The following is a 19,893-nucleotide window of genomic DNA, read 5'->3' on the forward strand; positions in this document are numbered from 1 at the left end:
GACCGGAGACCCGCCACCGCAGCGCCACGCGGCCATTGTCGTACCCTCACAGCAGAATCAGCACCACACCCCCGGCAACGACGCCGAACACCCCCGATCAACGGCCCGATGAAAGATCGAGGCTAACGCTGGGGCCAGTTGGGTGCGCACCGGTGCCGGCACACCCCACGTGACGAGCATCTCGTCCAATTCCTCCCGTAACCAAGCTTGGACATAAGCATCACGCTGGTGCATTCGGATCTGAGCTCCCGACGAGCGGCGCAATCGGGATGCGAGGCCAAAGTGGTCGTGGTGCATGTGTGTTGCCGTCAGCGAGGCCACGTCATCGATCTGATGTCCGTATTCCGCCAGCCCGGACTCGAACGCCTGCCAGGCGGCGTCTGTGTCGACGCCTGAGTCGACGAGATGGACCTCGCCGCGGCTGTCCTCGATCGCATAGCAAAGCGAGAAGGGCAGGGAGGACCCTGTCATCGGGAGCGGAATCACGTAGATGCCATCACGGATCTGCTCCGCGGGTGGAACTGTTCCTGCGTAATATGCGGACTTCTGTGCCGCGCTCAGGGCTTCCACGGCCGTCTTCGGATCGAGAGGGGATCAGATTCCGTCGACATGCTCCTCCTGGACTTTGCTTCGGGTGGCATCACGGTCTGCGACGGCTCTGCCGGACTCGCCGGCTGTAGGTGCAACGAAACTGGCCTTCGCGAGCATGGCGTCCGAGTAGCGCTTGAGGAACTCCTCGCGAGTGGGCGTTCCCTCGGCGGGTCGGCGCAGCGCGTATACCCAGAAGTAGTAGTGGTGAAGTCCATCGCCCCTCGGAGGCTGTTCGCCGAACCACCGCGCGGCCCGCAGCCCGTTAGGTCCGAGGCGCACGCCTTGTGCTGATGTGTCGAGGGTCCGAGTCGCGGATCGGATGCCGTACGCCACCCAGTGCGTGAAGCCTTGAGGACCCGGCGCGTCGGGTTATGGCAGATGACGGCCAGTTTGACTGCATCCGGAACGCCCGAGAACTCAATGCGCGGCGCTCGATTGTCGCCATCCGGGGAGAACTGGATGCCGATGACGGAGTTGTCAGGAATGTCGGGGCTGGACACCGTGAGGGTTTTCATGAGCGGTCCTCAGCGCTGCAGTTCCACCCAGATCGGCAACTCCGGCGTGGCCCAGGATTGAACGAATTCCACCGGCTGGTTGTTCTCGTCCCGCGTGATCTTCTCGGTGTAGAGCAGAGGGGAGCCCACCTCGACCTTCAGAACCTCAGCCTCGTGGGCGGACGCGCGGACGGCGCTGATGCGCTGGCTGGCCGTACTGAGTCGGATGCCGAACTCATCCTCGAGCGTCTGGTATAGCGAAACGTTGTCCATCGAGCGCCGCACGAGATCCGGAGCGAGCCACAGAGGGAGCCATACGAGGTGGAGCGCTGTCGGCGTCTCGTCGAGGAACCGCACACGCTCGAGCCTGATCACGTGGGCACCGTTGTTCAGCTCGAGCCACTCCTGCACGTGTTCGGGCGCTTCCTCCTCGGTGTTCGAGAGCTGACGTGACGTCGGTCGATAGCCCTGCTCCGTCATGTCCTCAGTGAATCCAGTGAGCTGATTCAGCGCCCGCGCTGGCTGCCGGGTGCGCAGCACGTAGGTGCCCGAGCCCTGCTTTCGCGTGACCAGGCCCTTCGTGATGAGTCCGCTGATCGCCTGCCGGACGGTCATCCGAGTGACGCCGTACCGGTCCGCCAGTGCGGACTCGCTCGGGATGCGTTCCCCCGGAGCATATTCACCGGACGCGATCGACGCCGAGATATCGCCTTGAATCCGATGGTAAAGAGCACTCTTCGCCATCGCGCATCCCTCCTGCCGGCACTGATCAAACTGCATACACCCTCGCGTGGTGACCCGCCACACGATCAGGCCGCGATTCCGGCTCTGGCTGACATCCCACGTCTGGTCCGGCGACCGCCCCGCCCTACACTCGTTGATGGATTTATAGACGTCTAGTCTATCCGATTCGGGTGTCTTCGACGCTATCGACCTACGCTGACGCCATACTCTTGACGCTCTGCGGCTCGCGCTTCCGCTTCCGGAAACGACCGCAACGTCATCACCTCTGTGTAGGCGCGTAGAGGTCAGATGATCCCGCGCGCGTGCAGATCCTCAAGCTTGTCCTCGTCGTATCCGAGCAACCCACCGTAGATCTCGTCGTTGTGCGCACCGAGCACTGCGGGGGACGCGATCTGGTCCTCTGCGCCGATGATCTTGACGGGGTTTCCGGTCACATAGAGTGGCGCTCCGCTGACCGGATTCTCGACCTCGACGATCATGTTCCGGTGGTGAAGCTGCTTGTTCGACGCGACAGCATCGATCTCATTCACGACCGAGGCCGGCACATCGGCACCGATCAGGATCTCCTGGGCCTCCTCGACCGTGAGATCGCGGATCCACTCGTCGATAAGCCCCTCGATGCCGACCCTGGCCTCTTCTGTCTGTCGTTGCAGCGGTGACGAGAAGCGAGGGTCATCGGCGAGGTCCGCGCGGTCCATCGTGGCGAGCAGCCGTTCCCACTGGTCCTGCTTGGGCGCGTTGATGAGAACGAGCCCGTCTTTCGCGTGGAAGATGTGATTAGGAGAGGAACCCGCTCGTCTGGTGGGCCCGTTGACAGGAGGACGCGCCCCCGTGCTGAGGAACGTCGCGAGCGGAAACTCGATCATCGATAGCGCGGCATCGAGCAAGGACACGTCGACGTGGCTGCCGCACCCGGTCATAGCTCGTCCGGCGATTGCTGCGACGGCGCCGACGGCAGCGTGGACACCGGCAAGTCGGTCGGCGATGGACACGCCGGTGTGGTGCACCTGGCTGAACGGCTCGCCACTCACGGCTAGGTATCCCGATCCTGCCAGCGCGACGTTGCAGAACGCGGTCCGGTGTGCGTCCGGGCCATCGACCCCGTATCCGGAGATCGATACCAGCACGATCTTCTCGTTGAGCTTCTGAAGCTCTTCGAACGAGAAGCCGAGTTTGTCGAGCAGGCCGGGTCGGAAGTTCTCGATGATCACGTCGAAGTGTGCCACGAGTTCGCGGAGGAGCTGCTGCCCCTCCGGTGCACGCATGTTTAGGCCGATGCTCTTCTTGTTCCGGTTGTACACGGCGTAGTAGATGCTGAACCCATCCTGCATGGGCCCGGCGAAACCACCGTCGCGCTCGCCCGACGGGCTCTCGACACGGACAACTTCGGCACCGAGGTCGGCGAGCATCATCGCCGCCTTCGGTCCGGCCTGATAGCGCGACAAGTCGAGGACGCGGACTCCGACAAGTGGTAGCGGGGTGTTGGTCTCAGCGGGCATTGAAGTTCGGCTTCCGCTTCTCAGCGAACGCGCGTGCGCTCTCCTGGAAGTCCTCGGTCAGATGCAAGTCGCGACGTCGGGCGAGGCGCGACCAGTACTCGAGTTCTTCCATCTTGAGTCGTCGGATCTGCACGAACTCTCGGGTGGCCAGCGGTGGGTTCTCCATCATGAGGCGCGCGAGCTCCTCGGCCACGGCCAGGTGCTCGCCCTTCGGAGTGAGCCTGTTGGCGACACCGCGCTCGTACGCCTCTTCTGCGGTGAAGAAGCGACCCGTGAGGCAGACGTCAGTTGCCCAGCCGGCGCCGGAACGGAATGCGAGGTGGTTGAAGAAGTTCGCGACCCACAGTCCGCGAGGGAGTTCGGGGACGCGGAACGTTGTCGTCTCGTCGGCGACGATCATCTCGCACATCAGCGCTAGGTGGAAAGCGCCGCCGATCGTATATCCGTGCACCGCCGCGATCATGGGCTTCCAGAACGCGAATCGCTGCAGCAGGTCCTCCCAGTACGCACCTCGCGCCTGGGGGCTTGCCATCTTTGCCATTTCGCCGGTCGGACGCAACTGGCGCTGCTTGATGTCTGCCCCACTCGAGAAGTGGTCGCCCGACCCGTTCAAGATGCCGACCTGGGCGTCGTCGTCCTGGTCGAATTGTTCGAGTGCTTCGCGAAGCTGCTTGAGTGCATCGTCGTTGAATGCGTTGAGTACTTCGGGTCGTCTAAAGGTGATGTAGCCGATCCCGTCACGTTGCTCGTATGTGACGAGTGAAGATGTCACTGTGCCGCTTCCCTTCGTATCTGGTCGCCGGTCTCTACGCTTCTTGTGAAGTGTGGGCGTCCTCGTTATCATACAGATGTCTATACGAACTTGGCCAGGGTCATCCTCGCCCAGCGTATCCATCAGCCCAGAGGAGAGCGGTGAGCAGCACCATGGCCGACGCGTTCGTCAACGCGGACTCCTCGGGCAGGATCTTGGCCGTCGATGTGGGCACATCCTCAGCGCGAGTCTCCATGGTCGCCCGCGACGGGTCGGTTGTCGCTCACGTCGTCACCGGCGGAGGGCAGGACTCGCCAGACGGTGACTTCGATCTGGAGCAACTTTGGGCGCGACTGTCCACCGCCATCGCCGATGTCGTCGCCATTGCGGGTCAGCCGGATGCCGTCGCCGTCGCCGCACAGCTCGGTACGGTGTTTCTCGATGAGGCCTTGAGGCCAGTCGGTCCCGTCCTCAGTTGGCAGGACCGTCGTGCTGCTTCCTTCGCCGAAGCGCTCGCCGTCGATCTCGGCGCCGAGGCGATCGCCGTCGCCGGTCGGCGTCCCGCGCCGGAGCACGCTGCGGCCTGCGCGTTGTGGTTTTCCGATACCACCAAGGACGGCTGGTCCCGTACGCGGTGGATCGTCACGGTCAAGGACGCCATCAACGCGCGATTGACCGGAAATGTGGTCACGGACGCGACCAGCGCCTCGTACTCGCTCCTCTTTGACGTTGTTCTTCGGAAGTGGTCGGAGGCTCTCTCGGACGCGGCTCACGTTCCGATCCACCGACTTCCCCCTGTGCTCGGTGCCGCCGAATCTGTAGGCGCGATCACCGCGGTCGCGTCGGTCGCGACCGGCCTGCGAGAGGGCATCGTGGTCGCGGTCGGTGGCCCGGACGGCTCTGTCGGGGCTCTGGGCGCGGGGCTCGTGGAAGTAGGAACGACCGTAGACATCGCGGGAACGACGGACGTGCTTCTGCACGCGGTCGATCGTCCCGTCGTCGACCGGACCGGCCGAAGCCTCCTCAACGCTTATCTGCTCCCCGGCATGTGGACCATCGGCGGACCCACGGGGATGACCGGCGGCGCCATTGCCTGGCTCTGCCGCCTCCTCGGATTCCCCGCGGTGGAAGAGGCGTTCGATCGATTGGGCTCCCAGGCGGCGACGCTCGCGCCCGGGTCGGACGGCGTGCGCTTCTACCCCTCTCTCACGGGGGAGCGATTCCCGCATTGGCGAGGAGACGCTGATGCGATGATTGCGGGGTTGCGCGCTCACCATGGGCCGGCGCATCTGCTTCATGCCGCGGAAGAGGGCTGTGCGTTCTTGCTACGCGAAGGTCTGGAGGCCCTGGGTGACCTGGGCTTCCCTGTGACATCGGTACACGTTTCAGGTGGAGTAAGTCGAAGGAGACAGACGATGCAATTGAGAGCCGCTGCATGGGACCGCAAGGTCATACCGCTGGCGACCACGCAGGCGACGACCACGGGGTCTGCGATCCTTGCCGCCGTGTGCGGAGGTACGTTCGCCTCAGTGCAGGATGCGGCACAGGCGATGGTGGGTCGGGCTGAGGCGGTCATCCCGGACGGGGCCGCGGTTCTGAAGTACGACAACGCATATCGCACGTGGAGCCGCGGTCGCCGGCTGAACGCCGAGGTGACCGCGTGAGCGCCGGCACGGGGGTGGGACCGCTCGACGACATTCGCGTTGTCGACCTCACGCGTTTCCTGTCCGGTCCGTTCGCGGGGGCGCTGCTGGCCGACCTAGGCGCGGACGTCCTCCGCATCGTGAAGCCTGGCGAAGGCGCCTCCGGATCGGGCCCCCTCACGGCCACCGAAGCCTTCGACTGGGCCACGAACCGCGGCAAGAGGGAACTCGAAGTCGACCTATCCGACCCGGCCGGTGTCGCGACCGTCCTCGATCTCGTGTCGCGCGCCGACATCGTCATCAACAACTTCCGTCCCGGATCGATGGAGCGCCTCGGCCTCGGGTACGATGCGCTCACCGCCGCGAACCCGAGGATCATCGCGTGCGACATCACGGGCTGGGGGCTCACAGGGCCGTATGCCAGGGCGGCATCCTTCGATCTCATCGCCCAAGCCGCAAGCGGTTCGATCGACATCACCGGCCCTTATGACGATCCCGCGAAGCCGCCGGTGCGGTGGGGTGTGCCTTTCGGTGACCTCGCCGCCGGCCTTTTCGCCACGATCGGCCTCCTCGCCGCGCTGCGAGTGCGCGACGACCACGGCGTGGGGCAGCGCGTCAGCGTGTCCATGCTGGACTGTCTTCTTGCGATCAGCACCTACCGTCTTCCGCAGTCCTTGGACGCGGGCCTGTCGTCCCGCTCGCTGCAGCACATGGGCGGTGCGGGGACCAACCCGTATGGGCCCTACCGTTGTTCGGACGGACGATGGATCGCCGTTGGCTTCGCGAAGCCTCACTGGATCGCGGCCTGCAATGTCATGGGTGCGCAGGACCTCCTCGAGGACCCTCGCTTCGAGACGGAACACACCCGCAACAGGAACGCCGATGCACTCCACGTGCGGATGACCGAGATCATCGCCACGAGGACAAGCGACGAGTGGGAAGCCGCGTTCATCGCCGCCGGCGCTCCCGCCGGGAAGGTGAACACGATCCGTGAGACTCTCCGTCACCCGCAACTCGTGGCGCGCGGAATGGTCGTGGAGATCGTCGATGACGCGGGTCGCGTCGGTCATGTCGCGGCGGATCCGATGGGCTTCCAGTCGTCCCTGCATCCGCCGATCCGGATCGGCGACCTGGATTCCGTCGGATGGGGCGATCGGGAGACTCTGGCCCACCGCTCCCTCGGTCAAGGAGCGACCACCAACAAGCCGCTCGAGGGGACCAGGGTCATCGAGATGGACGGCAACGAGCCGAGCAAGACGCTCGCCGGGCAGATCCTCGCGGATCTCGGCGCCGATGTCCTGCTGATCGAGCGTCCGGAGCCCGTTCGCACACGGGACGACGCGGCGCCGGCAGACGAGTTCGACCTCACCGACGCCTTCCGCTGGGGTATGCATCGAGGAAAGCGCGGGATCACGCTCAATCTCAAGTCCGATGAGGACCGCGCACGCTTTCTCGACATGGTCGCCGATGTCGACATCCTGTACGACAACTTTCGTCCGGGGGTCAAGGACCGTCTCAAGATCAACAGAGAGGACCTCATCGCTCGACGTCCCGACCTCGTCACGTGTTCGGCGACCGGGTTCGGCTCAACGGGGCCTTGGGCCGCGGCTGCGGCATACGATGTGACGCTCCAGGCGCTCTCGGGGTCGATGAGTATCACCGGGAACGGGGGGGCTGACGATGAACCGGTGCGATGGGGACACCCGGTCGGGGGACTTGCGGGTGGGCTGTACGGCGCGATCGCAGTGCTGGCGGCGCTACGCGACGTCAGCCGAGGTCGCACTTCTCGACACATCGACCTGTCGCTCTTCGACATCCAGGCGGCACTGCACACGTACCGGATTCCGCAGACGCTTGACGTCGGCATGGAGTTCGGACCCGCGCCGCGCGCCGGCGGCAGCGGCGCACGTCCGTACGGCGTGTATCCGACGGCGGACGGACGATGGTTCGCGGCGGGGATCACCGAGCAGTTCTGGGTCGGCTTCTGTGAAGGTGCCGGTCGACCGGAGCTGGCCACGGACGCCCGATTCGCCGAGGATGCGGACCGCACGAGGAATGCGGACGAGCTCGAGATCGTGGTTGAGGCTCTGTTCCGGTCGAAGACTGCGCAGGAATGGAGCGACATCTTCCTCGAGCGCGGGCTCCCCGGCAGCACGGTGCTCACCCTGGAGGAGGCGTTCGTTCATCCGCAGGCGACGCTGAACCACATGCTGCGCGCGTTGCCGGCGGGACACGGACGCACAGTGCACGTGTCAGGTTTCCCTGTCCAGTTCTCGGCCTCGACGACGGGGAATTGGACGCCGCCTCCCGGATGGCAGGAGTGAGGAGACGCGACGATGAGTGATTCGAAAGCGTCAGGAGCGGTGTCGGCTGAGGCGCGGTCCGTCCCGGAGCTTGGAGCGGCGTTGTCCAATACGGGCCGATGGGGCGAGGATGACGAGAAGGGGACGCTCAACTTCATCACCGCGGAGCACACACTGCGCGCCGCTCGACTCGTCAAGACCGGCCGTACGGTGGCGGCGAGCCATCCATTCGTGATGGAAGCGACGCCAGCCAAGCCGCGCCCAGGGTGGCATCGCATGCTCTACCGTGAGAACGGGACCAGTGCGTGCGACGCGATCATGATCGAGCCGCACGGCTCGGAGATCACCCACATCGACGCGCTCGGTCACGTCTCGATGGACGGAACGGTTTATAACGAGCGGCCGTTCAGTCAGGTGATCACCCGAGACGGACTCGCCTTCGGCTCTGTACTCCCGCTCGCCGAGGGGATCGCCACACGCGGCGTGCTTCTCGACATCCCCGCGAGTCGGGGGGTCGACTTTCTCGAACGCGGTGCAGAGGTGAACGTCGCCGACCTGGAGCGGGCAGAAGAATGGGCCGGAGTCCGTGTCGACGCTGGTGATGCAGTCATCGTGCGCACCGGGCTCGAGGCGCGGGAGCGAGTGACAGGACCGATGCCCCACGACGTGCGGTCGGGCCTCGGTCGCGATTGCATCGCCTGGCTGCATGAGCGCAGTGCGGCGACGTTCGGCGGCGATTGCTTCGAACGGCTCCCGTCCGGTGACGAGAAGTACACGCATCCGTTGCATTCGGTCGGCCTCGCGCGTATGGGTCTCGTGCTCATCGACAACATCGCCGTCGAAGACCTCTCGGCCGCGTGCGCTGAGGAATTGCGCTGGGAGTTCTTCTTCGTCGTCGCGCCGCTGCGCATCCCCAAGGCCACGGGCTCGCCGGTGAATCCGTTGTGCATCTTCTGATGGCTGGGCGATGACAATGCGAGGGGTCCAGGCGGATTGGGGTGAACTGTCACTCCGAGGTCGTGTGGTCATCGTCCTGGGAGGCACCGGAGGCATCGGCTCAGAAGTCGCGGCGATGTGTGCTGCCCGTGGCGCCTCGGTCGCCGTCGTCGGCCGGTCCGTCGGGCCGGTCGGCGAGGCGATCGTCAACTCGATCGGGGCCCAGGGTGGCGTGGGGAGGGCGTACGCGGTCGATATCACGGACGAGGCAGCGATTGCGGACCTGACCGAAGCGGTGAGCCGCGATCTGGGCACTGTCGACGGTCTGGTCAACAGCGCTGCCGTGATGGCGAACGGCGGCTTTCTCGAGACGCCGGACAGCACGTGGCGTGAGGTGATCGCCGTCGATCTCCTCTCCGTAGTCTCCGCGTGCCGTGCAGTACTGCCTGGAATGGTGGAGGCCGGACGCGGATCTATCGTGAACGTGTCCACGCGACTGGCCGATACGGGAGCCGCCGACGCAGCCGTCTACGCGTCCGCAAAGGCGGGAGTCGTAACGCTGAGTCGTTCCCTCGCCGCCGAGTTCGGCCCGGCAGGAGTGCGAGTCAATGTCGTCTCCCCAGGCACCGTCGCCACTCGGATGGGTCGCGCTGTGATCGAGAGCTCCGCGGGGCAAGCGCGCCGTCACCAGATCCCCCTTCGGCGCTTCGCAACTCCGGCCGAGGTGGCCGAGGCGACGGCGTTCCTGCTGAGCAACGCCGCGTCCGGGATCACCGGTCAGACGCTCCGGATCAACGCGGGCGAATTCATGGCGTGACGCAGGAGTGCGCGAATCCGAGGACGACGTCGCCATCTGCGGATTCGAGCGCTATCGCGCGCACGGGAGTACCCGGTGTGGTGATGGCATCGCACTTGCACAGGATGCGCGCGGGAAGCCGCAGGTCCTCCTCGATGTCGACAAGACCGGAGTAGTAAGGGGCGTACGCCTGCCAAACGCGCTCGCCGGTCGCGCGGTGAACGCGGGCGACGACGGCGACCGTGCCCGCGGGTCCCGCGGCCGGAGCCCATCGCTGTTCGAACGATCCGCACGCGTAGCAGACGGGTGCGTGCGGGTAGCGGGCGGTGTCGCACGACGCGCATCGCTGGAGGAGGAGCTCCCCCGCGGCGAGCGCCTCCCAGAACGGAGCCGTGTCGGGGTGCACGAGCGGCGCCGGGCGGGGATCTGTGTCGAGGAAGCGGTCCAGTGTCATGACGGTGATGTCCTTCGATGTGGGGTGAATCGGGGTTCCAGGCTTTGTTGCAGCGGGGTCAGGGGCGACCGGCGAGGATGATCGAATCGCCGCGAGGAGTGGCCCACTGAACCACCTCGGCGTCTGGGACCTGGCGTTCGTCGGCGGTGCCCCGCACCTGGCGGACCATCTCGATGAGATGCCCGTAGCCGAGGAGATGGGCCTCTGAGTGCAGACCGCCATTCGTGTTGATGGGCAGCGGCGAGCCCAGATCCATGCCCGAATCGGCGAGATACGTCCACGCTTCGCCCTCATCGGTGAATCCGAATCTCTCCAAGGTGGTCCACACGTTGCTGGTGAACGAGTCGTAGACGTACAACGCGTCGACGTCCGAGGCATCGATGCCCGCGCGCCCGTATACCTCACGGCATGAATCGTCGCGGAATGCGCCCTCCTTGGATATCCCTACGCCGAGTCCGGGACGTGAAAAGAGGACGTAATCGTCACGACTGACGCGCACGCCAGAACCACTTGCCAGCCGCACCGCGGATCCCGACAGATCTCGCGCACGTTCGGCCGACGTCAGGATGAGGCAGGTCGCGCCCTCACTCGAGAGACAGTAGTCGGCCCGTCGGAACGGATCGACGATCAGTGGTTCGTTGTAATACGCCTCTTTGTTGAGCGGCTTGTTCCGCATCACGGCGATCGGATTGCGTGACGCATGCGTGCGCAATGCAATCGCGATCGATGCCAGATCGTCGCTCGTCGCCCCGTATCGGTCCATGTACCGGCGCGCGACGAGAGCAGTCGCCGCGCCAGGAGTGTCGAGACCGTGTATGTCGTTCTCCCCGTGGCTGCCGCCGACGTCTCGCAGTCCCTCGAGAATCGCCCCCGATCCAAGGGCGCCGAGGTGCTTGCCGTATCCTCGGGCAGACACGGACGTGTTCGCGATGGCGACGACATCGGCCAGGCCGGCGGCGATCACGCCCGCCGCCTCGAGAACGGTCGTCGAGGCCCAGCGTCCATGCGCCCACAATTGGGAGACCCATCGCAGATCGAGGCCGAGAGTGATGGCGAACTCTTCGTAGTCGACACCACGCGGGGCACCCTTGGCGGTGATGAATCCATCGACATCCGCGGCGTTCAGTCCGGCGTCGCCGAGCGCCGCGTAGAAGGCTTCCGATTGTAGCCGCAGGGGCGACTTTCCCAGGTCGAAGCCGAACTCATCGCTCGTCCCGACTCCGACGATGCAAACGTCACTCTTCACTCCCGGCATACGCGCTCCTTGGTCGACCCGATGTCTGTCTGCTTCATGGTCTGACAAGAATTTTCTCGAATACAGCCAGACGTCTATACGAATAATGCTACTATGCCGCTGTGCCAAAACCTACCGAAGGGACGCCGACTGCGACGATGCTGTCCGGCGTCCGTGTGATCGAGATAGCCGACGAACAAGCCGAGTATGTGGGACTGCTGCTGGCGGGCCTGGGCGCCGAGGTCATCAAGATCGAGCCGCCCGAGGGCAACTCGACCCGCTCGATCGGCCCATTCGCCGGTGACGAGCGCGATCCCGAAGGCTCGTTGTACTTCTGGCATTACAACCGCGCCAAGCAGTCCGTCGCGCTTGACCTCACCACGTCATCCGGTCGCGCACAGTTGCGGGAACTCGCCGCCAACGGCGATGTCCTTGTCGACTCCACGAAGCGCGGCTATCTCTCCAGTCTTGGAGTCAGCCTCGACAACCTCCGCGCAGCGGCCCCGAGCCTCATCACTGCACGAGTCACTCCTTTCGGCGACGACGGCCCGTGGAGCGACTGGAAGGGCTCCGATCTCATTCATCTCGCCCTTGGCGGCCCCATGATGAACTCGGGTTACGACCCGGCGCCGGATGGGCGCTATGACCTCCCGCCGATCGCTCCGCAGATGTGGCAGGCCTACCACATCACTGGTGAGCAGCTCGCCCTCGCGATCGTCGCAGCACTCGTTCAACGTCAGCGAACTGGCCGCGGACAGCATCTGGACTGCGCCGTCCACGACGCGGTGTCCAAGTGCACGGAACTCGACATCGCGAGTTGGGTCATGCGCGCGATTCCGTTCTATCGCCAGACAAGCCGGCACGCGGCTGCGGCCGTCTCGAAGTCGCCGACCATCGCATACACCAAGGACGGACGCTGGGTGCTCATCCAACCTGTGGCGAAGGAGCGCATTCCCAACCTCCTCGTCCTGCTCGAGAAGTACGGTCTCGATCAGCCCTTGCGCGCGGACTTCGAGGCGGCTGCGGAGCCCACCGGCGGCGCGCTCACCGGCCGGTACATCCCGGGAAGCTCCGCTCCGACGGACCTCGCGATCAAGTGCCACGACTCCCTGCAGCGGCTCTTCGCCAAGTTCACATTTGACGAGGTCCCCTGGCAGGAGGCGCAGGATGCAGGCATCCTCGCCGCGCCACTTCGGCGGCCCGAGGAGAACATCGCGGATCCGCATTGGAAGGTCCGTTCCGTGTTCTCAGAGATCGAGCACCCCGAGCGCGACGTGAAATACGTCGACATCACCGGGAAGTGGGTGTCCGACACGACGGCATGGGTCGTCGGTGCACGGGCTCCGCGCTTGGATGAGCATCACCCCGCGGCCGGGGCACTGAAGCCCTCTGCATCGCGATCCTCGATCCCCTCAGGACCGAGGAGCGCAGGAGGGGATGGCGAAGAGAATCCGTTCCCTCTCGCGGGAATCCGCATCTTCGACTTCAGCTGGTTCCTCGCCAGCGCCGGGGGGACGCGCTTCCTCACCGCGCTCGGCGCCGAGTGCATCAAGGTCGAGTGGAAGAGCAACCCGGACTCACGTCTGGCGGTGACAGCCATGGCCCCGGTAGGCGGTCGAGAGGCACGCGACCGGGCAACGGGCCCGCTCGAGGGGATCAGCGCCACCGACTACGGTGACGATTACCAGAACATGGGCGGTCAGTTCCACCTCAAGAACTCCGGCAAGCGCGGGATATCGCTCAACGTCCGCGACCCGCGCGGTCTTGAGATCGCCAGACGCCTTATCTCGATGAGCGACGTCGTCGCGGAAGGATTCTCGCCGGGCGTTCTCGAGCGGTGGGGTCTCGGCTACGACGTCTTGCGCGAACTCAAGCCGGATATCATCTACGCGAAGCAGTCCGGCATGGGCGCATTCGGAACATACGGCCGCATGCGCACCGTTGGCCCGGTCGCCCAGGCGTTTTCGGGGATCTCGGAGCTGTCGGGGTTGCCCGCACCAGCGATGCCGGCGGGGTGGGGGTACTCCTATCTTGACTGGATCGGTGCCTACAGCTTCGGGCTCTCGATCGCCGCAGCCATCTACCACCGCAATGAGACCGGCGATGGCCAGTGGATCGACGCGTCGCAGGTCGAGTCCGGGCTCTTCCTCGGTGGTACGGCGTACCTCGACGCGTCGGTGAACGGCCGTTCCTGGCAGCGATTCGGCAACCGGTCGCCATACAAGCAGGCAGCGCCGCACGGTGCCTACCGCTGCGCGGGGCAGGACTCCTGGATCGCGATCGCCTGCTTCACCGATGCTGAATGGGAAAGCCTCTGCGAGGTCGCGGGCCACCCGGAGTGGCGATCCGATTCGCGCTTCGCCACGCTCTCCGCGCGTCTGGACCATCAAGACGAGCTCGATCGCGTGGTGACGAGCTGGTCTGCCACCGCTGATGCGCGTGCGCTGATGGAGACGTTGCAGACAGCAGGCGTCCCGGCGGGCGCGTGCCAGACAGCTGAGGACCGTATCGATCGCGATCCGCAGCTTCGCCATCTGAACTGGATGACCGAGGTCACTGGAACGAAGATCGGCACCTGGCCGATCCCCGAGCTGCCAGTGCGAATGTCGGGTTCGACCGCGACGGTCGCCGGGCGCATCGGCCGAGGTGCGCCGAACTACGGCGAAGACAACGCGTACGTCTATGCCGAACTGCTCGGGATGTCGGACGACGAGATCGCGGCGCTTGCCGCGGACGAAGTGATTTGAGGAGAACATGACAAGCGAAATCGTGAAGGAAGCGGCTGGCATCCAGACGGTGGACGCGAAGACCGAGGTCACCGGCGGTGAGCTGGTGGTCGACGCGTTGCGCAGCCTCGGGATACGGCAGATCTTCGGTGTTCCCGGTGGACAGACGCTGGCGATCAACGACGCGGTCTACGACCGGGACGACATCTCCTTCATCACGACCCGCCACGAAGGTGCGGCGGCCGTGATGGCCGATGCGGTGGGGAGGCTCAGCGGACAGCCAGGCGTCTGCCTGGCGACCACTGGTCCCGGTGCGACCAACCTGCTCACCGGTGTCGGGGGCGCGATGCGCGACTCCAGCCCGGTCATCGTGATTACATGCAACAACCGGCTTCCCGACCTCGGACGTGACGATGCGCAGTCCGCCGATCATCTCGCCCTCTTCCGCCCTTTGACCAAGTGGGTGCTGCAGGTGGCGGACACCCGTGCGATTCCCCGGGCGATCCACGAGGCTGCGATCCGTGCCACATCGGGACTGCCTGGTCCGGTGCTCCTCGATTTTGAACGCAGTGCGCTGGAATCCAAGGTGCCGGTGGGGGACGTCGACTTCCCGTTCACCGGGAAGGCGATCACGCGACAGGTGCCGGGGGCACGGACGCTCGCCGATCCCGCGATCGTGGCGTCGATCGCGGATGAGGTGCTCGCGGCAAAACGTCCGCTGCTGTGGATCGGAAACGGAGTGCAGCTCTCGGGCGCCGAGACGGCCGTGCTCGAGCTCGCCGAGGCGCTGAACGCCCCGGTGATCACGACCTTCAACTCGATCGGTGCCGTCGAGTCCGGTCATCCGCATGTGTTCGGACCGCTCAGTCGAATGGGCACGGCGATCAGTCGCGAGGCGATCGAAGACGCCGACCTTGTCCTCGCGATCGGCAACTCGCTCAACGCTGTCTCGACCAGCCGCTGGCAGTTGAAGCTGCAGAAGGTGATCCAGATCGACACCGATGCCGCGAACACTGGTGTCCACTATCCGAAGATCACGACCGCCGTCACTGGTGACGCCAGATCTGTCGTCCTCCAGCTGACAAGCGAGCTCGGAGCGCGTTCCGGCCTCGCGGACGCGCATCGTTCGCGGAAGGAGTGGATGGATTCGCTTCGGGAGAGCAAGCGCACCTTCTGGGAGGCGGTCGAGAAAGAAGACACCGCCGCCACGCCGATGTCGCCGATCGCACTCACGGCGGCGCTCCGCGCGGCGACCCCGGACGACGCCATCATCGCCGTGGACGCGGGGAACCCCGGTGTCTGGTCCCACATGTGGGAGGCGAGGAAGCAGGGACGCTACATAAAGCCGGTGGGCTTCGGCAACATGGGTTTCGCTTTGCCGGGAGCGATCGCGGCGAAGACGATTGAGCCGACTCGCCCGGTGATCGCGTGGCTAGGTGACGGATCACTCGGCATGACGATGGGCGAGTTGGAGACCGTCGTTCGCGAGGGACTCAGCATCTGCATCGTCGTAATGAACGATCAGGGCTACGGCAACATCCGCCAGGAAGAGCTCCACTACCACGGCGAGCGGTACAACGGAGTGGATTTCGTCGAGACGGACTATGCGGCCGTCGCGCGCGGCTTCGGCATCGCTGCGTTCCGCGTCGACTCGGCGCGGCAGCTCCGAGACGCCGTCCGCACAGTGCTCTCCTCGGGCAAGGCGGGGCTGATCGACGCTCGGATCGACCCGGATGTCAGCGTATGGACACACCCGCTCCTCACCGGCAAGGCGTGATCGCACCGTGAGGGCTGCTGTTGTACGCGAACCAGGTCGCCTCGAGATCGCGGACGTGCCGGAACCGGAGATCGGGCCATATGACGTCCTCGTCGAGACACTCGCCGCGGGCGTGTGCGGAACGGATCGCCATATCGTCGAGGGCACGTTCTATCGGAGCGCGTATCCGGCGATCGTAGGACACGAGACACTCGGCCGGGTTGTGCAGACCGGCAAGGACGTGCGATATCTGACGCCGGGAAGTCTCGTGCTGCGGACGACGGCGGTACGTCCGGGGGAGCAGCTCGGCGAGTGGCACTCGATGCTTGGCGGATTCGCTGAACTCGCGGTCGCGACAGACGTCCGAGCACTGACGGAGGACGGCCGAGCCGACCTCGTCAGGCCGTACGATCGCATGCAGCGCACGGTCCCCGGCGACTTTGACCCGCTCGACGCGGGCGCCTTCATTGTCTTCAAGGAGACATTGAGCTGGCTCCGCACGGTCGGCGACGTCGCCGGACGACGCCTTGTCGTGATCGGCACCGGTGGGGCGGCACTGATGTTCATCCAGATCGCGCGAAGCCTGGGTGCTCGCCAGGTGATCGTTGTCGGTCGGCGACAGGAGCGGCTGCAGCGTGCGAAAGAGCTCGGCGCCGATGGGGCGATCGTCGGAGCCGATGACACCCCTACGACGATCCGTGAACTCACCGACGGCGAGGGGGCCGATCTGGTGATCGATGCCGCGGGAGCCACGGCCACATTGGAGGCGATCCCAGATGCGCTCGCGCATGGCGGGACGCTGGCGGTCTACGGGCTGTCCGTCGGGCAGTCCGCAACCTTCCGATGGGGCTGGGACCGTTCGACGCCACGGGACTGGACGCTGCGATTCGCCGAGCCCGACGAAGCTGGCATCCACGACGAAGCTCTCGCCCTGTTGTCTTCGCAGGCGGTGGACCTCAAGTCCATCCTCACCGACGTGGTGGCGTTCAGCGATGCGGCGACCGTCCTCGACGTGATGAATCAGCCGACATCGGCAAAGGTCGCTATCGATTTCCAGGCAGAGAGGGACAGACGATGATCGATGCGCGTGCAATCGCGTTTGTTGAGAAGGGCGAGATCGCTCTGGTGGACATCACGGTGCCAGAGCCCGGACCATCAGACGTTGCCGTCGAGACCGAGCTCACGGCGGTGAGTCAGGGAACCGATCGCGCAATGGTGCTCGGCACCTATAACGGCATCGAAGACCGCTATCCGCTCATCTACGGATACTCGCGCGTCGGGCGTGTCACCGCGGTCGGCGGCGACGTCACGGGTCTCGCGGTCGGTGATCGGGTCTTCGTCGGTATGGGAGGCACCAAGCTCGATCCCTCCGGAGGGTTCGGTCCGTCCGGCGGTGGGTATACGTCAGTCGGAGTCGTCGACGCATCCGACGCGGTGAAGCTCCCGGAAACGATCGACTCTGCGAGTGCTGCAGTCGGCGCGCTCGGCGCGATCGCGTACCAGGGCGTCGCCCGTTCGGAAGTGCGCGCCGGAAGTCGGGTACTGGTTGTCGGGCTCGGTGCGATCGGACAGTTCAGCGCCCTCTTCAGCGCACTTGCCGGTGCCCAGGTCTGGGTAGCCGATCCCGTCACAGAACGTCTGAACCTGGCGAGCAGACTCTCCGGCGCGACACCCGTCGACGTCACGAAACCTCTTGCCGAACAGATCGAACAGACCGCATGGGGCTATCGTCCCTGGCCGGGGCGCAACGACCGGCCGACGTCTTCCTACGAGAAGACGCGATGGTCGGACGCGCACGGCGTCGTGGACGTCGTCATCGACGCGACGGGGCGACCTGACGCCTTCGAAGCCTATGTTCCGCTTCTCGTAAGAGAAGGCACGCTTTGCCTGCAGGGCTACTATACGGTTCCGCTCACGCTCGACTTCCATGCAGCGCATATGAAGCGGCTCACGATCCACTGCCCGGGCGGGATGGACCTCTTCGACTACGAAACCGTTGTGCGGTTGCTCTCGACCGTCGACGTGTCTCCCCTCATCGGACTGGAGATCCCGATCGCCGAGGTGCCAGAGGCGGTCGAGAGGCTGCTCCTCGCCGGCCCTGCAGAGGTCGTCTCCGCGGTCATCAGGTGGAGCGGCGGCACGAGCTGATCGAGCGAGGCGTGGTTGTTCCCTCGTCAAGCGAGAGACGAGAGCAACAAACGTCAGGTCTGCTGCCATGGTCGACCAAGGCAGCGCATTTCAACACAAGACAAGGGTGTCCCATATGAAAAGCAAGGTCTGTTCACTCGCGGAGGCGATCGGCCTCGTGCACGACGGGGATACCGTCGCGCTCGGTGGCCACACTCTTCGACGGCATCCCATGGCGGCCGTCGCCGAGTTGATCCGACAGAAGCGGCGCGATCTTCACCTTCTCGGATGGAACAGCGGCATCGACTTCGACCTCCTGACCGCCGGCGGGTGCGTGTCGATCGCTGAGACGTCGTACGTGGGAATCTCGGGCTTCGGTCTCGGGAGAAACTTCCGCCGTGCGGTCCAGGGCGGCGAAATCGAGGTTCGCGAGCACTCGGAGATCTCCGCGCTCGACATGTTTCGGGCGGGATCGATGGGGGTGCCGTTCATCGCGAGTCATGTGCTGCGAGGAACCGACGTGCCGGCGACCAACCCGCGCTTCTCGACAGTCGTCGACCCGTTCACGGGCCAGGAGTTGACAGCGGTGCAGGCGGCGCAGCCGGATGTCGCGATCATTCACGCTCATACGGCTGACATCTGGGGCAACGTTCAACTGGACCCCCTGCACTGGCCGGACAACGACGCAGACGAGTTCATCGGCTGGGCGGGGCGCACGACGATCGTGACCGTCGAACAGCTGGTCACAGATGAACAGATCCGCCGCAATCCCGAACGGACGATCCTGCCTAGAGACGCTGTGACGTGTGTCGTCGAGGCTCCGTACGGTGCGTACCCGTGCGCATGCGATAGCCGCTACACCTACGACCTGGGGTGGGTCGAGGACTATTACGAGGCGAGCGCCGATCCGACCGCGTTCGCACGGTTCGTCGAGGACTGGGTGACGGGGGTGGAGGACCATCAAGCGTTCCTCGACCGACTCGGCGTCGACCGATTGCTGTCGGTGTCCAAGAGGGGTGGTGTGCTGTGAGACCGGCGACAACTTACGAGACGATGGCCTTCGCTCTCGCGCAGCAATTCGGGCCGAAGGAGCACGGGTTCGTCGGTCTCGGAACAGGAGAGCAGGCGTTCATCCTGGCCGTCGGCATCCCCACGGTCGCAGCACAGCTGGCGGTCGCCAACGGCTCGGACTTCTCGTTGCAGTACGGCACGCTGGTCGATCCGGACGTCCGCCTGCCGGACACGCTCGGAGACCCAGACCTGCTCGAGTGGAGCTGCGCGGCGCGGCTCTCGGTCGAGAGGTGCCTCGATGTCTTCCGTCGCGGGATGATGACCTGCAGTTTCATCTCGGGAGCACAGGTCGACAAGTTCGGAAACCTCAACAGTGTGCAAATCGGTCGGGATCGGCCCCCCGCGGTGCGCCTCACCGGTCCGATTGCACAGTCCGACCACTCGGTCTACGCGCAGCGGACGTTCATCGTCCTGCCGCACGACCGACGCGTGTTCGTCGACCGTGTCGACTTCATCTCCGGGGTCGGATACGGGGAAGGCGCAGACTGGCGCCGCAAGCAGGGCCTTCCCGGTGGCGGCCCTGCCAAGGTCATCACCACTAAGGCGGTCCTGGGCTTCGAGGACGACACCAAACGAATGCGGCTCGAGACTGTCCATCCTGGGGTCACCATCGACGACGTCGTCGACTCGACCGGTTTCGAGCTCATCGTGCCGGATGACGTCCCCACGACTGCGGGTCCTTCAGATGACCAGCTCCTGATGATCCGCGAGCGCATCGACGTCGGCGGCAAGCTGTTGAGCGGTGGTATCCGGTGAGCAAGGAATGCA

Annotated in this window: 16 protein-coding genes and 1 pseudogene; 10 read left to right on the forward strand and 7 right to left on the reverse strand. The window is 65.2% G+C overall.

The genetic code is table 11. The features are described from left to right. Window positions 1-57: 57 nt before the first annotated feature. From AB1K54_RS00005 to AB1K54_RS00025, 5 genes and pseudogenes are all read right to left on the reverse strand, one after another. The gene (locus AB1K54_RS00005; protein ID WP_371200632.1) at window positions 58-570 is read right to left on the reverse strand and encodes an MBL fold metallo-hydrolase; all 513 of its coding nucleotides are present in this window, start codon (window positions 568-570) and stop codon (window positions 58-60) included. Window positions 571-594: 24 nt separating this feature from the next. Beyond that, a pseudogene (locus AB1K54_RS00010) lies at window positions 595-948 on the reverse strand (YbhB/YbcL family Raf kinase inhibitor-like protein); the annotation flags it as partial. Window positions 949-1,115: 167 nt separating this feature from the next. Next, window positions 1,116-1,829, reverse strand: coding sequence for a GntR family transcriptional regulator (locus AB1K54_RS00015; protein WP_371200633.1), 714 nt, complete (start codon window positions 1,827-1,829; stop codon window positions 1,116-1,118). 284 nt (window positions 1,830-2,113) lie between these two features. Then, window positions 2,114-3,328: a CaiB/BaiF CoA transferase family protein gene (locus AB1K54_RS00020; protein ID WP_371200634.1), complete on the reverse strand. Its 1,215-nt coding sequence runs from the start codon at window positions 3,326-3,328 to the stop codon at window positions 2,114-2,116. Beyond that, complete coding sequence (locus tag AB1K54_RS00025) at window positions 3,318-4,223, reverse strand: enoyl-CoA hydratase/isomerase family protein (RefSeq protein WP_371200635.1); 906 nt, start codon at window positions 4,221-4,223, stop codon at window positions 3,318-3,320. Before AB1K54_RS00025 ends, AB1K54_RS00020 begins: the two co-directional genes overlap by 11 nt. A 17-nt stretch (window positions 4,224-4,240) precedes the next feature. On the opposite strand from AB1K54_RS00025, the gene AB1K54_RS00030 reads away from it, so the two are divergent. The 4 genes from AB1K54_RS00030 (at window position 4,241) to AB1K54_RS00045 (ending at window position 9,778) form a co-directional block, all read left to right on the forward strand. Next, window positions 4,241-5,743: an FGGY-family carbohydrate kinase gene (locus AB1K54_RS00030; RefSeq protein WP_371200636.1), complete on the forward strand. Its 1,503-nt coding sequence runs from the start codon at window positions 4,241-4,243 to the stop codon at window positions 5,741-5,743. Beyond that, complete coding sequence (locus AB1K54_RS00035; RefSeq protein WP_371200637.1) at window positions 5,740-8,046, forward strand: CaiB/BaiF CoA transferase family protein; 2,307 nt, start codon at window positions 5,740-5,742, stop codon at window positions 8,044-8,046. The genes AB1K54_RS00030 and AB1K54_RS00035 overlap by 4 nt, the downstream gene beginning before the upstream one ends. A gap of 12 nt (window positions 8,047-8,058) precedes the next feature. Next, window positions 8,059-8,982: a cyclase family protein gene (locus AB1K54_RS00040; protein ID WP_371200638.1), complete on the forward strand. Its 924-nt coding sequence runs from the start codon at window positions 8,059-8,061 to the stop codon at window positions 8,980-8,982. 64 nt (window positions 8,983-9,046) lie between these two features. Further along, the gene (locus AB1K54_RS00045; protein ID WP_371200640.1) at window positions 9,047-9,778 is read left to right on the forward strand and encodes an SDR family NAD(P)-dependent oxidoreductase; all 732 of its coding nucleotides are present in this window, start codon (window positions 9,047-9,049) and stop codon (window positions 9,776-9,778) included. Here the strand turns inward: AB1K54_RS00045 and AB1K54_RS00050 are convergent. Beyond that, entirely contained in the window at window positions 9,768-10,211 is a 444-nt protein-coding gene (locus AB1K54_RS00050; protein WP_371200641.1) for a Zn-ribbon domain-containing OB-fold protein, read from the reverse strand. The two genes, AB1K54_RS00045 and AB1K54_RS00050, sit on opposite strands and share 11 nt — an antisense overlap. 58 nt (window positions 10,212-10,269) lie before the next feature. Further along, on the reverse strand, window positions 10,270-11,466 hold the full coding sequence (locus tag AB1K54_RS00055) for a hypothetical protein (RefSeq protein ID WP_371200642.1): 1,197 nt from the start codon (window positions 11,464-11,466) through the stop codon (window positions 10,270-10,272). 137 nt (window positions 11,467-11,603) lie between these two features. On the opposite strand from AB1K54_RS00055, the gene AB1K54_RS00060 reads away from it, so the two are divergent. The 6 genes from AB1K54_RS00060 to AB1K54_RS00085 all read left to right on the forward strand — a co-directional run bounded on the left by AB1K54_RS00060 (window position 11,604) and on the right by AB1K54_RS00085 (window position 19,881). Then, window positions 11,604-14,192, forward strand: a complete 2,589-nt coding sequence (locus AB1K54_RS00060) for a CaiB/BaiF CoA transferase family protein (protein WP_371200643.1) — start codon at window positions 11,604-11,606, stop codon at window positions 14,190-14,192. A 7-nt stretch (window positions 14,193-14,199) separates the two neighbouring features. Next, the gene (locus tag AB1K54_RS00065; protein WP_371200645.1) at window positions 14,200-15,948 is read left to right on the forward strand and encodes a thiamine pyrophosphate-binding protein; all 1,749 of its coding nucleotides are present in this window, start codon (window positions 14,200-14,202) and stop codon (window positions 15,946-15,948) included. Between the two features lie 55 nt (window positions 15,949-16,003). Beyond that, window positions 16,004-17,005 (forward strand): zinc-binding dehydrogenase, encoded by a 1,002-nt coding sequence (locus tag AB1K54_RS00070; RefSeq protein WP_371200646.1) that lies wholly within the window; start codon window positions 16,004-16,006, stop codon window positions 17,003-17,005. Then, entirely contained in the window at window positions 17,002-18,075 is a 1,074-nt protein-coding gene (locus AB1K54_RS00075; RefSeq protein ID WP_371200647.1) for a zinc-binding dehydrogenase, read from the forward strand. Before AB1K54_RS00070 ends, AB1K54_RS00075 begins: the two co-directional genes overlap by 4 nt. A gap of 115 nt (window positions 18,076-18,190) precedes the next feature. Next, the gene (locus AB1K54_RS00080) at window positions 18,191-19,084 is read left to right on the forward strand and encodes a CoA transferase subunit A (protein ID WP_371200648.1); all 894 of its coding nucleotides are present in this window, start codon (window positions 18,191-18,193) and stop codon (window positions 19,082-19,084) included. 23 nt (window positions 19,085-19,107) lie between these two features. Further along, window positions 19,108-19,881, forward strand: coding sequence for a CoA-transferase (locus AB1K54_RS00085; protein ID WP_371200649.1), 774 nt, complete (start codon window positions 19,108-19,110; stop codon window positions 19,879-19,881). Window positions 19,882-19,893 lie beyond the last annotated feature (12 nt).

Origin of the sequence: Microbacterium sp. BWT-B31 (genome assembly GCF_041379855.1) — a bacterium.
GTDB lineage: Bacteria > Actinomycetota > Actinomycetes > Actinomycetales > Microbacteriaceae > Microbacterium.